At 72.6% G+C, this 13,594-nt stretch carries 9 protein-coding genes; 5 read left to right on the forward strand and 4 right to left on the reverse strand.

Features of this window, described 5'->3' with window-relative positions; all coding sequences use genetic code 11:
- Positions 1-202 precede the first annotated feature (202 nt).
- Positions 203-1,447, reverse strand: coding sequence for a nucleotide sugar dehydrogenase (locus ACIRQ7_RS25475; RefSeq protein ID WP_404265027.1), 1,245 nt, complete (start codon positions 1,445-1,447; stop codon positions 203-205).
- Between the two features lie 192 nt (positions 1,448-1,639).
- Here ACIRQ7_RS25475 and ACIRQ7_RS25480 point away from each other — a divergent pair, with 192 nt between their 5' ends.
- Positions 1,640-3,346 (forward strand): glycerol-3-phosphate dehydrogenase/oxidase, encoded by a 1,707-nt coding sequence (locus ACIRQ7_RS25480; RefSeq protein WP_404265028.1) that lies wholly within the window; start codon positions 1,640-1,642, stop codon positions 3,344-3,346.
- A gap of 131 nt (positions 3,347-3,477) precedes the next feature.
- On the opposite strand, the gene ACIRQ7_RS25485 is transcribed toward ACIRQ7_RS25480, so the two are convergent.
- On the reverse strand, positions 3,478-4,833 hold the full coding sequence (locus tag ACIRQ7_RS25485; protein ID WP_404265029.1) for a serine hydrolase domain-containing protein: 1,356 nt from the start codon (positions 4,831-4,833) through the stop codon (positions 3,478-3,480).
- Between the two features lie 209 nt (positions 4,834-5,042).
- Here ACIRQ7_RS25485 and ACIRQ7_RS25490 point away from each other — a divergent pair, with 209 nt between their 5' ends.
- Together ACIRQ7_RS25490 and ACIRQ7_RS25495 are read left to right on the forward strand one after the other, a co-directional pair.
- Complete coding sequence (locus tag ACIRQ7_RS25490; protein ID WP_404265285.1) at positions 5,043-7,214, forward strand: protein kinase; 2,172 nt, start codon at positions 5,043-5,045, stop codon at positions 7,212-7,214.
- A 184-nt stretch (positions 7,215-7,398) separates the two neighbouring features.
- Positions 7,399-10,140, forward strand: coding sequence for a hypothetical protein (locus tag ACIRQ7_RS25495; RefSeq protein WP_404265286.1), 2,742 nt, complete (start codon positions 7,399-7,401; stop codon positions 10,138-10,140).
- 34 nt (positions 10,141-10,174) lie between these two features.
- Here ACIRQ7_RS25495 and ACIRQ7_RS25500 read toward each other — a convergent pair whose 3' ends face one another.
- Positions 10,175-10,510, reverse strand: a complete 336-nt coding sequence (locus ACIRQ7_RS25500) for a hypothetical protein (protein ID WP_404265030.1) — start codon at positions 10,508-10,510, stop codon at positions 10,175-10,177.
- 160 nt (positions 10,511-10,670) lie between these two features.
- Here ACIRQ7_RS25500 and ACIRQ7_RS25505 point away from each other — a divergent pair, with 160 nt between their 5' ends.
- On the forward strand, positions 10,671-11,621 hold the full coding sequence (locus tag ACIRQ7_RS25505) for a Scr1 family TA system antitoxin-like transcriptional regulator (RefSeq protein WP_404265287.1): 951 nt from the start codon (positions 10,671-10,673) through the stop codon (positions 11,619-11,621).
- Positions 11,506-11,868 (forward strand): DUF397 domain-containing protein, encoded by a 363-nt coding sequence (locus tag ACIRQ7_RS25510; RefSeq protein ID WP_404265031.1) that lies wholly within the window; start codon positions 11,506-11,508, stop codon positions 11,866-11,868. The genes ACIRQ7_RS25505 and ACIRQ7_RS25510 overlap by 116 nt, the downstream gene beginning before the upstream one ends.
- On the opposite strand, the gene ACIRQ7_RS25515 is transcribed toward ACIRQ7_RS25510, so the two are convergent.
- A complete protein-coding gene (locus ACIRQ7_RS25515; protein ID WP_404265032.1) occupies positions 11,824-13,410 on the reverse strand; it encodes a class I adenylate-forming enzyme family protein in 1,587 nt (528 codons plus the stop codon). The genes ACIRQ7_RS25510 and ACIRQ7_RS25515 overlap by 45 nt on opposite strands.
- Positions 13,411-13,594: the final 184 nt, after the last annotated feature.

A 13,594-nucleotide genomic window follows, 5' to 3' on the forward strand; every position in this document is an offset into this window, starting at 1 on the left:
CCGGCCTTTCGTCTTGTCGCCTCATCCCCACCGGGCGGAGGCCGTGCGCTCCGGGCGGGAGGCGGGGCTCCGCAGGGACGCAGTCCCGGAGGAGACCCGCCGCACCCATACCCGAGGCGCGGTGGTCGGCCTCCGCCGCCGGAACATCCCCCCTCCCGCCGGAGGCGGGAACAGGTACGGCGCCGCAGCCGAAAGCGTGGGGCTACAACCGATACGCCGCACCGGTCGGGGTGGCCCCCCGGGTGTCCAGGAGGAGTTGGGCCTTGACCGACAGGCCCTGGAGGTCGTACGTGCGGTGGGGCTGGAGGAGGACCGTCAGGTCGGCGGCGGCGGCGGCCTCGTAGAGGGAGTCGGCGCGGGGGACGGGGCGGTCGAGGACGTTCCACTGGGGGACGTAGGGGTCGTGGTACGTGAGGTGTGCGCCCAGTTCCATGAGGCGGGAGGCGATCTCGTGGGCCGGGGCTCCCTCCTGGTCGGCGATGTCCGGTTTGTAGGTGACGCCCAGGAGGAGGACGCGGGCGCCGCGGGCGGACTTGCCGTGTTCGTTGAGCAGGGTGGCGCAGCGCTGGATGACGTAGCGCGGCATCCGGCCGTTGACCTCTTGGGCGAGTTCGACCATGCGGAGCGGGTAGCCGAGTGAACGGCCTTTGTAGGCGAGGTAGTTGGGGTCGATGGGGGCGGCGTGGCCGCCGACGCCGGGGCCGGGGCGGAAGGCCTGGAAGCCGAACGGTTTGGTTTCGGCGCAGCGGATGACGTCCCAGAGGTCGACGCCGATGTCGTGGCAGAAGACCGCCATCTCGTTCATCAGGGCGATGTTGATGTGGCGGTAGTTGGTTTCCAGGAGTTTGGCGGTTTCCGCCTCGCGGGGGCCCCGGGCACGTACGACCTTGTCGGTGAGCCGGCTGTAGAAGGCGGCGGCGGCCTCGGTGCAGGCGGGGGTGAGGCCGCCGATGACCCTGGGGGTGTTGGCGTGGCCGTGGGTGCGGTTGCCGGGGTCGTGGCGGGCTGGGGAGTACGCGAGGTGGAAGTCGCGGCCCGCGGTGAGGCCGGAGCCCGATTCGAGGAGCGGGCGCAGGAATTCCTCGGTGGTGCCCGGGTATGCGGTCGATTCGAGGATGACCGTGGTGTGCGGGCGCAGGTGCGCGGCGAGCGTGCGGGCCGCGTCGGCGATGGCGGTCAGGTCCAGGGCGCGGTCCTCGCCGAGTGGCGTGGGTGCGCAGATGACGGCCGTACGGACCTTGCCGAGTGCGGCGGGTTCGGTGGTGGTGCGGAAGCCGGCTGAGAGCAGCCGGCGCAGTTCGGTCGCGGACAGCGGCCCGCCGGCGCCGCAGGACGCGGCGGGTGGGTCGGGGTCGTAGCCGATGGTGCTGATGCCGGCTGCGGTGGCGGCCTGTGCGAGGGGGAGGCCGAGGTGACCGAGTCCGATGACGGCGAGGTCTGCGGGCATGGCTGCTGCCGTCCTTCCCGAGCGATTCCGGATGGCGCATAAGTAGACTAAGCCGACATTTGGATCAGAATGGGGATTGGTGGATCAAGGTGGCGGGGTGTTGTCGTCCGGGACGGAGGGTGGATAGCGGCTCGTAGCGCGGACAGAATCGACGGACGGGGGGTGTGGCCCCGATCACAGCGGGAGGCAGTGGTGAAGACAGCGACACTGGGACCGGCGCAGCGTGCCGAGGCGCTCGCTCGAATGGCGGAGCGGGAGCTGGACATTCTGGTGGTCGGCGCCGGAGTCGTCGGCGCCGGTACGGCACTGGATGCGGCGACCCGCGGGCTGGCCACCGGGCTGGTCGAGGCGCGTGACTGGGCCTCGGGGACGTCGAGCCGGTCGAGCAAGCTCATCCACGGCGGACTGCGGTATCTGGAGATGCTGGACTTCGCGCTGGTGCGGGAGGCGCTGAAGGAACGCGGGCTGCTGCTGGAGCGGCTGGCGCCGCATCTGGTGAAGCCGGTGCCGTTCCTCTATCCGCTCCGGCACAAGGGGTGGGAGCGCTGGTACGCCGGTTCGGGCGTCGCGCTCTACGACGGCATGTCGATCTCGTCCGGACACGGCCGCGGACTGCCCGTCCACCGGCATCTGTCGCACAAGCGCGCCCTCCAGGTGGCGCCCTGCCTGAAGAAGGACGCGCTGGTCGGGGCGTTGCAGTACTACGACGCGCAGATGGATGACGCGCGGTATGTGGCGACGATGGTGCGGACGGCCGCGGCCTACGGCGCGCAGGTCGCCAACCGGGCGCGCGTGGTGGGTTTTCTGCGCGAGGGCGAGCGGGTGGTCGGCGCGCGGGTGGAGGACGTCGAGGGGGGCGGTACGTACGAGATCCGGGCCCGGCAGGTCGTCAACGCCACCGGGGTGTGGACCGATGACACCCAGGCGCTGATCAATGAGCGTGGGCAGTTCCATGTCCGTGCCTCGAAGGGGATCCACCTGGTGGTCCCCAAGGACCGGATCCATTCGACGACCGGGCTGATCCTGCGGACCGAGAAGAGCGTGCTGTTCGTCATTCCGTGGGGGCGGCACTGGATCGTCGGGACGACGGACACCGACTGGGACCTGGACAAGGCCCACCCGGCGGCGTCGAGCGCCGATATCGACTATCTGCTGGAGCATGTGAACTCGGTGCTCGCGACCCCCCTGACCAGGGACGATGTGGAGGGTGTCTACGCCGGGCTGCGGCCGCTGCTGGCCGGGGAGTCGGACGCCACCAGCAAGCTGTCACGCGAGCACACCGTCGCGCATCCGGTGCCGGGGCTCGTGGTGGTCGCCGGCGGCAAGTACACGACGTACCGGGTGATGGCCAAGGACGCCGTGGACGAGGCGGTGCACGGTCTCGACCAGCGGGTCGCTGACTGCGTCACGGAGGATGTGCCGCTGGTCGGCGCCGAGGGCTACAAGGCGCTGTGGAACGCGCGGGCGCGGATCGCGGCGCGTACCGGGCTGCACGTGGCGCGGATCGAGCATCTGCTGAACCGTTACGGCTCGCTGACCGAGGAGCTGTTGGAGCTCGTGGTGGCCGATCCTTCACTGGGCGAACCGCTGACGTCGGCCGATGACTATCTGCGGGCCGAGGCGGTCTACGCCTGCACGCACGAGGGCGCCCGGCACCTCGACGACGTACTGACCCGGCGGACCCGGATCTCCATCGAGACCTTCGACCGGGGCACCCGCTGCGCCCGCGAGGTGGCCGAGCTGATCGCGCCCGCGCTGGGCTGGGACGCCGGCCAGATCGACCGGGAGGTCGCGCACTACGAGAAGCGGGTCGAGGCGGAACGCGAATCGCAGCGCCAGCCGGACGATCTGACGGCGGATGCGGCACGGCTGGGCGCGCCGGACATCGTGCCGCTGTAGGCATGCGGCAGCCGGAGTGTCCGGGCGGCGGGCGGCGGGCGGCGGGCGGCGGGCGACGGGGGAAGGCGGGCCGGCGCCTGCCCGGCACTCAGGGCGCTGCCCGGCCCGGAGACTTCCCGCCCGGCGCCTTCTCACCCGGAGACTTCCCGCCCGGGCGACTTCCGGCTTCGCGTCGGCGGGCAGAACTCGGCCTCCAGGACCGCCGTGCCGTCGCCCGGCTTCGTGAGCGTGTCGGTGTTGATGCGGTAGCTCAGCAGGCGGCGGCCGTCGGCGGTGCCGGCGGTCTGCGCGTAGGAGCCGTTGATGTCGCCGTTGTGGCCCCAGACCGTGCGGCCGCAGGGCAGTTCGGTGGCGTAGAGGCCGAGCCCGTAGGTGCCGTCGGAGATCTTCTCGTTGCGCAGTTGGGTCATTTGGCGCGGCGGCAGCAGTTTGCCGCCGAGGAGGGCCGCGAAGAAGCGGTTGAGGTCGCCGAGGGTGGTGATCATCTCGCCCGCGGCGCCGGCCCGGCTGGGATCCAGCGAGGTGGTGTCCACCTGGCGGTCGCCGATCCGGGAGTACGCGCGGCCGTGCGGGGCGGGCAGCACCGGGTCCGTGCCGGGGAAGGTGGTCTCGTCGAGCCCTACGGGCGTGATGACGCGGCGCCGGACCTCCTCGGAGTAGCGGTGCCCGGTGACCTCCCCGATGATCAGGCCGAGCACGAGGTAGTTGGTGTTGGAGTAGGAGTAGGCGAAGGGGCCGCCTCCCCGGCCGTGCGGGCCGTGCGGGCCGTGCTGGTCGTGGGGGCCGGTGCCGGGTGCGGTCACCTGCGGGTGGCTGAGGGCGATGCGCAGCAGTTCGGCCGGGGTGTGGCTGTCGTAGCGGTGTGCGCCGAAGCCGTTGCCGCTCAGCTGCCGGGAGAGCCGGGGGTCCTCGGTGTAGTTGAACAGACCGCTGGTGTGGCTCAGGAGCTGGCGGATGGTCACCCGCCGGAGGTCGCTCGCCTTCTCTCCCGTGCCGGTGGACGGCACACCGGCGGGCAGGTGCCCGGCCGCGGTGTCGTCCAGGGCGAGCTTCCCCTCGGCGACGAGCTGCAGGATGACGGTGGCGATCACGGTCTTGGTGAGGCTGCCCGCCCGGAAGTGGTCACCGGGGCCCATGGGGCGCCCGCTGCGCAGGTCGGAGACGCCGGCCGTGGAGAAACGTGCGGCGTGGAAGTCGCCGTCGTGGGTGATGAGGGAGGCGGCTCCCGGGGCGCCGTCGGCGACCAGGCGGTGCAGGGCGCGCACGGTCGTCGGGGGCGGCTCCCTGACCTCCAGGGGGAGGGGCGCGGGCGGGACCGCGGTCGTACAGGCCGTCAGGGCCAGCGCGGTCAGGGTGGCCTGGACGGCGAGCACGGGCGGACGGGCGGCGAACGCGGGCGTACGGAAGACGGCCCGGCGCCCGGCCGTGTGCGGCGGCGCCGGGCGGCAGGCACCGGCCGCGGCGGCCCGGGGCGGGCGCATCGTCATCGGGACTCCCGTTCGTCGAGGCCATCATGACGGGTGGCCGTGCCGCCGACCCGCTTGGACCCGGGCCTTCCCCATGGCTGCGGATGAGGGAGAATGAAGGCTCTGCCAGGGTGGGTTGTCCGAGTTGGGCCAGTTTGGTGATCGATGGAAAGCCGAAGCTGCCAACTCGGCTGGATTGCAGAGGGGATTCAGTGGGCGACGAGGTCGAGATGGACGGCAAGGAGGGCAGGCTGCTCGCCGGGCGGTACCGGCTCGCCGATGTTCTCGGCCGGGGCGGTATGGGCACGGTCTGGCGGGCTCGCGACGAGGTCCTGGGCCGTACGGTCGCGGTGAAGGAACTGCGCTTTCCCGGCGGGGTCGAGGAGGACGAGAAGCGTCGTCTGATCACCCGTACGCTGCGTGAGGCCAAGGCGATCGCCCGGATCCGCAACAACGGCGCCGTGACCGTCTACGACGTGGTCGACGAGGACGACCGGCCGTGGATCGTGATGGAGCTGGTCGAGGGCCGCTCGCTCGCCGAGCAGGTCCGCGACGACGGGCCGCTCACCCCACGCCGCTCCGCCGAGGTCGGCCTGGCCGTGCTGGACGTCCTGAAGGCGGCGCACCGCGAGGGCATCCTGCACCGCGATGTGAAGCCGTCCAACGTCCTGATGTCGGACGACGGCCGGGTGGTGCTGACCGACTTCGGTATCGCACAGGTCGAGGGTGACCCCTCCGTGACGTCGACGGGCATGCTCGTCGGCGCGCCCTCCTACATCTCCCCGGAGCGGGCCCGCGGCCAGAAGCCGGGCCCGCCGGCCGACATGTGGTCGCTGGGCGGGCTGCTGTACGCCTGCGTCGAGGGCGTCCCGCCGTACGACAAGGGGTCGGCGATCGCCACCCTGACGGCGGTGATGACCGAGCCGGTCGAGCCGCCGAAGAGCGCGGGCGCGCTGGAAGAGGTCATCTACGGCCTGCTGGTGAAGGACCCGGCGGGCCGGCTGGACGACGAGGGCGCGCGGGCGCTGCTGCTGGATGTCATCCACGCCCCCGAGGACACCGGGCCGCAGGCGCCCGAACCGATGGACCAGACACACGCGATGACGCTGCCGACGGTCCCCGAGGAGCGCGCCCCGGCGAAGCCGAAGGGCACCGCCAAGTCCCGGATGACGCGCGGCTCGAAGGCCAAGCCCGCGGGCGGCGCCGCGGCGGGCGCTGCCGGGGGCGGGACGCAGGCGGCTTCCCCGGCCGGCTCCAAGCCCGGCGCGAAGTCCGGCTCCAAGCCCGGTTCCCGGGCCGGGGCGAAGAGTGGCGCGGCGGGCGCGAGGCCCGGGGCGCCGGAGCGTGCCGGGCGGGCGCAGGCACCGGCCGGTCCGGGCCGTACGCCGTCGGATGCCACCTCGCGCGCCGAGGAGGAGGCCCGGACGCCGGGTGCCGCGGCGGGATCCAAGTCCTCGGGCGGTACGTCCGCCGGTGCCGGGCAGCCGGGCGCCGCGGGCGGGGGCCGTTCCGGTGGCCGTCCGGGCGGGCGTCCCGGTTTCGACGCGGACGCCGCCAAGGAGCGGATGCGCGGCGCGCTGCAGTCCGTACGCAACGCCGCGGCGACGGCCCGGCCGGATTCCAGACCCGGCGACGGCCGCCGGCCGTCCACGACGCGGGCGTCCGTGACCGATGTCGTCCCGCGCCGGACGCTGATCATCATTGCTGTCGTCGTGGCGCTGGCGGTGGTGGGCACGGTCCTGGCCTTCGCCCTCGGCGGCGACGACAGCAAGGGCGGCAAGCCGGCCGGCCGGGACGACAAGGCGTCCGCGGGCCGCGCGAAGCCGTCGAAGGACAAGGACTCCGCCGATCCGTCCGAGGCGTCCGACGACGCGACGGTGAAGGAGAAGCCGGGTCCGCCGGCCCCGGCGGAGCCGAGCGCCTCCCCGGACGACGCCAAGGCCCTGCCGAAGGGCTACGGCTCGGTCTCCAACGGCCGGTTCCGCTTCGCCATGGCGATGCCCAAGGGCTTCAAGAAGACCGGTACGGCAGGCCAGGGTTCCGGCGCCATATACAGCGGCTCGGGCGGCTTCCCGCGGATCCAGATCGACTACAACGCCAAGCCCGGCACGGACGCCGCGGCCTCGTGGCGCAGTCTGGAGCCGAGTGTGCGCGGCAGCAGCGACGACTACCACCTGATCGGCATCGAGTCCGTGAAGTGGCGGGGCTACCCGACCGTCGCCGACTGGTCGTTCACCCGCAGCCAGAACGGTCAGAAGGTGCGGGTGCTCAACCGTGGTTTCAAGGCCGACGACCGGCACGGCTTCGCCATCATGATCAGTTGCAAGGCCGGCACGTGGTCGGACAAGGAGTGCAAGGAACTGCGCGAGACGGCGTTCCGCACGTTCCAGGTGAAGGACTGAATGTGCCATCGGGGCGGGGGTTGGGCCGAGCGGGCCGCAACCTCCGCCTCCGGCACGTATCGTGAGACGTCGAAGACCGTACGTATCCGCAATTGGGCGGTATGACGACCGGAAGTGACCGAAGGTGTCGGCACCATCGCCGGCTCCGGAGGACGCGGAACAGCGCGCGCTGCGGGGAGGCGTCGTGGACGAGTACGCGGGAAGAGTGCTCGCCGAGCGCTACCGCCTCCCGCTGCGCCCGGCCGGTGACGACGACTTCACCGAGACCCGCGCCTTCGACACGTACAGCGGGCAGGAAGTCCTGGTCCGCCAGGTGCCGCTGCCGGAGGTCGTGGACGCGGAGGTGCTCGACGCGGAGGCGGCAGGCCCGGGTTTCCCGGGGGCGGACGGTATCGCTCAGGTACGTGCCCGGACGGTAGGCGCCGGGGCGGGCGGGGCGGACCGCAGCCCACGCGATCCCGCCGTACGACGCGCCTGGGAAGCCGCGACGGCCGCCGCGGCGCTGCCCGATCACCCCGGTCTCGACCAGGTCTTCGACGTCTTCGCGCAGGACGGCAGCCTGTGGATCGTCGGCGAACTCGTCGCGGCCCGTCCGCTGGCCGCCCTGCTCGCCGACCGTTCGCTCTCCCCGCACCGCGCGGCCGAGATCGCCGCCGACGTCCTCGCGGCCCTCCGCGCCCTGCACGGGCACGGCTGGCTGCACCGCAACATCACCCCCCGCACGGTCCTGGTCTGCGACGACGGCCGCGCCATCCTGACCGGCCTGGCGGTCGGCGCGGCCCAGGAAGCGCTGTGCGGCTACGCGCCGGTGCCGGGCCCGGCGGTCCCTGGCGGCGATGGCCCTGGCAGCGATCAGGACGGCCCCGCGAGGTCGGAGCCCCCTGCGGAAGGCGCTCCGGAAGCCACGTCGACAGCCGAGCCGACAGCCGAGCCGGCCGCCGCGTCGAAGGGCGCTCCGGAAGCCGCGGCGGATGCGGCGCCCGAAGCGGAGCCGGACGATCCGCGGCGGGCGCGGGCGGGCGCCATCGCCGCGTACCGCGCGGGCGCCCGCGCGGCGGCGGTGGCCACGGAGAGCCCGGACGGGCCGGACGATGCCCCGGTCCCCGCCCCGCGGCCCGCCGCGCGTCAAGTGGCGCACGACGGAGCATGGTTCAGCCCGTACCAGGACCACATCGGGAACGGGAGCGGGAACGGGAAGGACCAGGGAGACGCGAACGCGAACGCCAACGGGGCCGAGGCGGGTGCCGCTGCCGAGCCGGCGGACGAGCCCGAGCCCGAGCCCGCAGGGTCCCGGCCGGCCACCGCGCCACCGACCGCCTACGGCCGTCCCTCCGCCGGGCTGGCCGCCGAGCGGGCGCGCCAGGCGCGGCTGAACGTCATCGGTCCGGTCACCGAACGCTGGGCGCCCGAGCAGGCCGGACCGGTGCACGAGCGGTGGCAGTTGGCGCCGCCGGTCGGCCGGGCCACGGATCTGTGGGCGGTCGGCGTACTGCTGTTCCGGAGCGTGCAGGGCCATCCGCCCTACCCCGAGGACAGCGCCGCCGAGCTGGCGCAGCTGGTGTGCGCCCGGCAGCCGGCGGCCGCCGAGGAGTGCGGGGCGCTCCGGCCCGTCGTCGAGTCGCTGCTGCGCCAGGACCCGGCGGAGCGGCCGGACTTCGAGGTGCTGTGCGGCTGGCTGCGGTCGTTGATCCGTACGGCTCCGGAGCCGGAGCTCGGCAGCGGTGTGGTGACCGTGCCGGCGCTGGAGCGGGAAACCGATCCGCGGCGGCTGCCGATCGTGCGGCGGCGCGGCGAACTCGTCCGCAGGGGGCGGCACAAGAAGAGCCGGGCCCGCCGCGAACGCCACCCCGCGGCGGCCCCACCGGCCGCGCAGGCCACGGCCCCGGTGGAACCGCCGCCCGCCCCTGCGATGCCTCCTTTGCAGCGGCTGCCGAAGCAGCCCAAGCCGCTGCGGCAGCCGAAGCCGTCCAGGGCCGCCGCGCCGCCCAAGCCGGTCCGGCTCGCCAAGGCCCCGAAGCGGCCGACGGCCCCGCGTGCCCAGCGGGAAGCGGCCGGGGGTCTCTACGACCAGGCGTACGACCAGGGGTACGACCAGCCGTTTGACCAGGCCTACGACCCGCCGTACGAGCAGCAGTTGCCCGGTCAGGTGGGCGTGGGCCCCGCGCCGGAGCGGGGGGCCCGTGCACCGCGCCGACCGGGAGCGGGCGGCGGGCCGCGCCATCTGGGCCGGCTGTTGCTCGGGCTGGTGCTGCTCTTGCTGGTGGCGGCCGTGGTCTACGCGGTGATGTTCCTGCCCGGGTCGGGTGCGGACACCGAGTCCGGGCGGAAGGGCGACGGCTCCACGGGCACGAGTACGGGCGCGTCGGGCGCGGCCAGCCCGGCGCCGTCCCAGGGCCCGGACGGTGGCCGGGACGGCAGCGGTAACGGCGGTTCGGCGGGCACCCAGGACCCGCAGACCACCGAGCCCGCCGGTCTCGACAAGGGCTTCGTGGTGCGCAGCGACCCCAAGGGTTTCCAGGTCGGGGTGCGCAAGGACTGGCAGCGCCGGGGGGCGAACGACCGGGGCCAGGTGCGGTATGTCGGCGGCGACTACGAGCTGGTGATCGTGCCCGGCCGGGACACGACCGCGCACTTCGGCGCCGATCCGATGGCCTACCAGCAGAACAAGGAGTCGGAGCTGGCGCCGTACCGCGATTCCAGCTGGTCCTCCGCCTCCGGCCTGCGGCGCATAGATGTCGGCAAGACGGCGATGGCGGAGGGCACCTTCACCTGGCGGGACGGCAGCGGCCGCGAGGTGTATGTGCGCAACCTCGCGATGATCCACAACGGCCGCTACCACCTGGTCCTGGTCATCGGCCCGGACAACGACCGCCGCGAGATCGATCACCTCTACGAGCAGGCGACGGACTCCTACCGCCCCAACTGACCGCGCAGCAGGGCCTTCCCAGGCGCCTCTGGCCCTACTGACCGTCGGCATCGCCGTCATCCACCACAGGAAGGCGCGCTCCCCGGCTGTCCGCGACGCGCAGCACATCGCCGAGGCACTGCGTCGCCGCATGGAGCGTCCGGCGCAGCGCGTACTCCCCGGCCTTGTGGTCGCGGAGTACGGCCCTCGCGCCATCGAGCACCTCGGCACCGTCGCGCAACTGCTCCTCCTCGATGTCGTCGGCGAGCAGGGACAGCACGCCGGCGGGTGTGTCGCTGCTCAGGAAGCACGGGGTGCCCCGGCCGCTCTCCCACGGCAGCAGCCGCCATCCCGGACCGGGCGCGGTGACGGTGTTCCGGTCGTAGCTCATCGGGTCACCTTTCGAAGGGTGTTCACGTCGTCCAACTCCCTGTGGCCGTCAGTGGGTCTCGTTACGCTGGGTGAGTAAAGCTTCGCTCTGCGAAGCGGCGGGTCGCAATGCCCGACGCGTGCCACTCGCCAACTGTCACGAACGAAGGGGGATGGATGCGGTGAGCCGACGCAATGCCACGGGTGAGCGGCCGGGAGCCACCAATGCCGCGGTGTTCGGGGAGGTGTTGAAGCACTTCCGTCAGGCGGCGCGATTAACGCAGGACGGGCTGGCGAGCAAGATCCCTTGCGACCGGTCCCATGTGGCGCGCATCGAGGGAGGCAAGCGCGTACCGCAGGACACCTTCGCCAAGACCTGCGACGACATCCTCGGCACGGGTGGGGTGTTGATCCGGATGTGGGGCCGGATCGACTGGTACCCCGAGGTGGAGCATCCGGACTGGTTCCAGCGCCGCGCCGATATGGATGCGGTGGCGGTAGCCGTGCGCGCCTATCAGACACAGGTCGTGCCGGGGCTGTTGCAGACGGAGGGGTACGCCGATGCGTTGTTCTCCCGTCGCATCCAGGACCGCGGCGAGGTGGAGGAGCGGGTTCGAGCGCGGCTGAGCCGTCAGCAGCGGTTCCTCACCGACGACGGCCCCCTGTACGTCGCCGTCCTGGACGAGAGCTGTCTGCGCAGCGTGGTGGGGAGTGCGACCGTCATGCGTGACCAGTGCGCGCATCTGCTGACCGTGGGGCAGCGCCCCAACGTCCGGATCCAGGTCGTGACTCCCGACCTGGCCGGGCTCGCCCGCCCCAACACTTCCATGTCGCTGATCACGCTGCCTGACGGGCATGACTGGGTCTACTCGGAGTCGCTGGACTGCGGCCATTTCAACGACGATCCGGCCGTCTACGCGCGCCATGGCCAGACCTATGATGTGCTCAGGGCGGACGCTCTATCAGCCCGGGAGTCCGCCGCTGTGATCAGTAAGGCGATGGAGGGGTACGGGCAGCATGGACAAGCACCTGCTGAGCGCGGCGACCTGGATCAAGAGCACCTACAGCGGCGACAACGGCGGCGACTGCGTAGAGGTGGCCCCAGGATTCCCCGGCGTCGTCCCCGTCCGTGACAGCAAGGCTCCGGAGGGACCGGTGCTGGTCTTCGAGCGGTCGGCGTGGTCGTCGTTCGTGACGACGTGGGTCAAGAGCAGCTACAGCGACCGCGACGGCGGCAACTGCATCGAAGTCGCCCCCGGTGTACCCGGCGTCGTCCCCGTCCGTGACTCGAAGGCCCCGCACGGTCCTGTGCTGGTCATACCGGCGGACGGCTGGTCAGCGTTTGTCGCTGCCGTCGTGGACGGGGAGTTCACCGTCTGAACCGGCGGACCCGAACCGCTCCCGTAGCTCCTGCTTGAGCACTTTGTGCAGGGTCGCCCCGCGCGGCAGGGCGGCCAGCACCTCCAGCTGCTCGGGGAGCTTGTGTGGCGCCAGCCCCTGGGCGCGGAGGTGCGCGGCAGTCTCGGGAAGTGTCAAACCCCGTGCGGCAGGGGTCAGTTCGACGACGGCGCAGACCCGCTCCCCTCGCTCCGGGTCCGGCAGTCCGATGACGGCCGCATCGGCCACGGCCGGGTGGCGGTGGAGCAGCTCCTCGATTTCCTGGGCGGAGATGTTTTCGCCCTTGCGGATGATGATGTCTTTGAGGCGTCCGGTGATGACGAGGTGGCCGGTGGGGGTGAGGTGCCCGAGGTCGCCGGTGGGAAGGAAGCCGTCGGCGTCGAAGGGGGACGGCTCGTCCAGATAGCCGCTGCAGACGGCCGGGCCGCGCAGGCGTATCTCGCCGGTGCCGGGGGTGATGCGGACCTCCATGCCGTCCGGCGGGCGGCCGTCGGTGGTGGCGAGGTGGGCGTCGGTGTCGTGCGGGTCGCCCATGGTGACCATGGGGGCCTCGGTCATGGCGTAGCCGTGGGCCAGCCGGCAGCCGAGTGCGGTGACGATGTCGTCGTAGAGCGCGGGCGGCAGGGGCGCGCCGCCGCCGGCGAGCAGGCGCAGCGACGGGAGCAGTCGGCGGCCCGGGGGCAGGGCGCGCTGGGCGGCGAGGAAGGCGGCGTAGAAGGCGGTGGAGCCGCCGGCGACGGTGACGTGGTGGCGGCGGTAGGCGGCGAGCGAGCCGGGCAGTGCGAAGTGCTCCAGCAGGAGGGCCGGGATGCCGTGCAGGAGCAGCATGACGGTGTAGTCGGGGCCCGCGACATGGGCGTACGGGAAGGCCATCGAGCCGATGTCGGACGGGCCGATGCGCAGGGCGGCGGCGAGGCAGGCGCCGGCGGTGCGGAGGCTGCGGTCGGTGTGCAGGACGCCCTTGGGGCCCGCGGTGGTGCCGGACGTCCAGTAGATCCAGCGGACCTCGTCGTCGGTGGCGGGCGGCGGGGGCAGTACGGACGGGTCGCCGTCCGGGAGGGTGTCGTACGCGTCGATGACGGTGGGCGGGTCGGGGAGCCCGGCGGCCAGGCGGTGGGCCATGGCGGTGTGGTCGAAGCCGCGCCAGGTGCCGGGGACGGCGAAGAAGGCCGCGCGGGTGCGGCGCAGGACCTGGCCGGTCTCGTGGTCGCGGTAGAGCGGGACGACCGGGCTCTGTACGGCGCCGAGGCGGGCCAGCGCCAGGCTGAACAGCACGGTCTCGATGCGGGTCGGCAGCTGCCAGACGACCCGGGTGCCGGGGCGTACGCCCCGCGCGTACAGGCCGGCGGCGACGCGTTCGGCCCGGCGGTGCAGGGCGCCGAAGGTGATGCGGCGGTCGTGGCGGGCGGATGCGGCGCCCTGGAGGAGGGCGGGGGCGTCGGGGGTGCGCGCGGCGCGCCAGGCGACCAGGTCCCAGAGGGTGGTGCCGGGTGAGGTGGCGCCGGGCGGGGTGCTGCCGTTCATCGCGGCCCTCCCATTGGCTGACGTGCCGTCAGATTGCGTCCTGAGAGTAGGGGCCCGCGTCTTGCCGGTCCAGGGGGCCGTGGCTAGCCTTGGGAACAGAATCTGACGGAGTATCAGATAGGTCTGATGGTTCAGATGCATCGGATACATCAGATGCGGTCAACGGGCGAGGGGAAGCCATGGG

Origin of the sequence: Streptomyces sp. NPDC101393 (genome assembly GCF_044767385.1) — a bacterium.
In the GTDB taxonomy this organism is placed as follows: Bacteria; Actinomycetota; Actinomycetes; order Streptomycetales; family Streptomycetaceae; genus Streptomyces.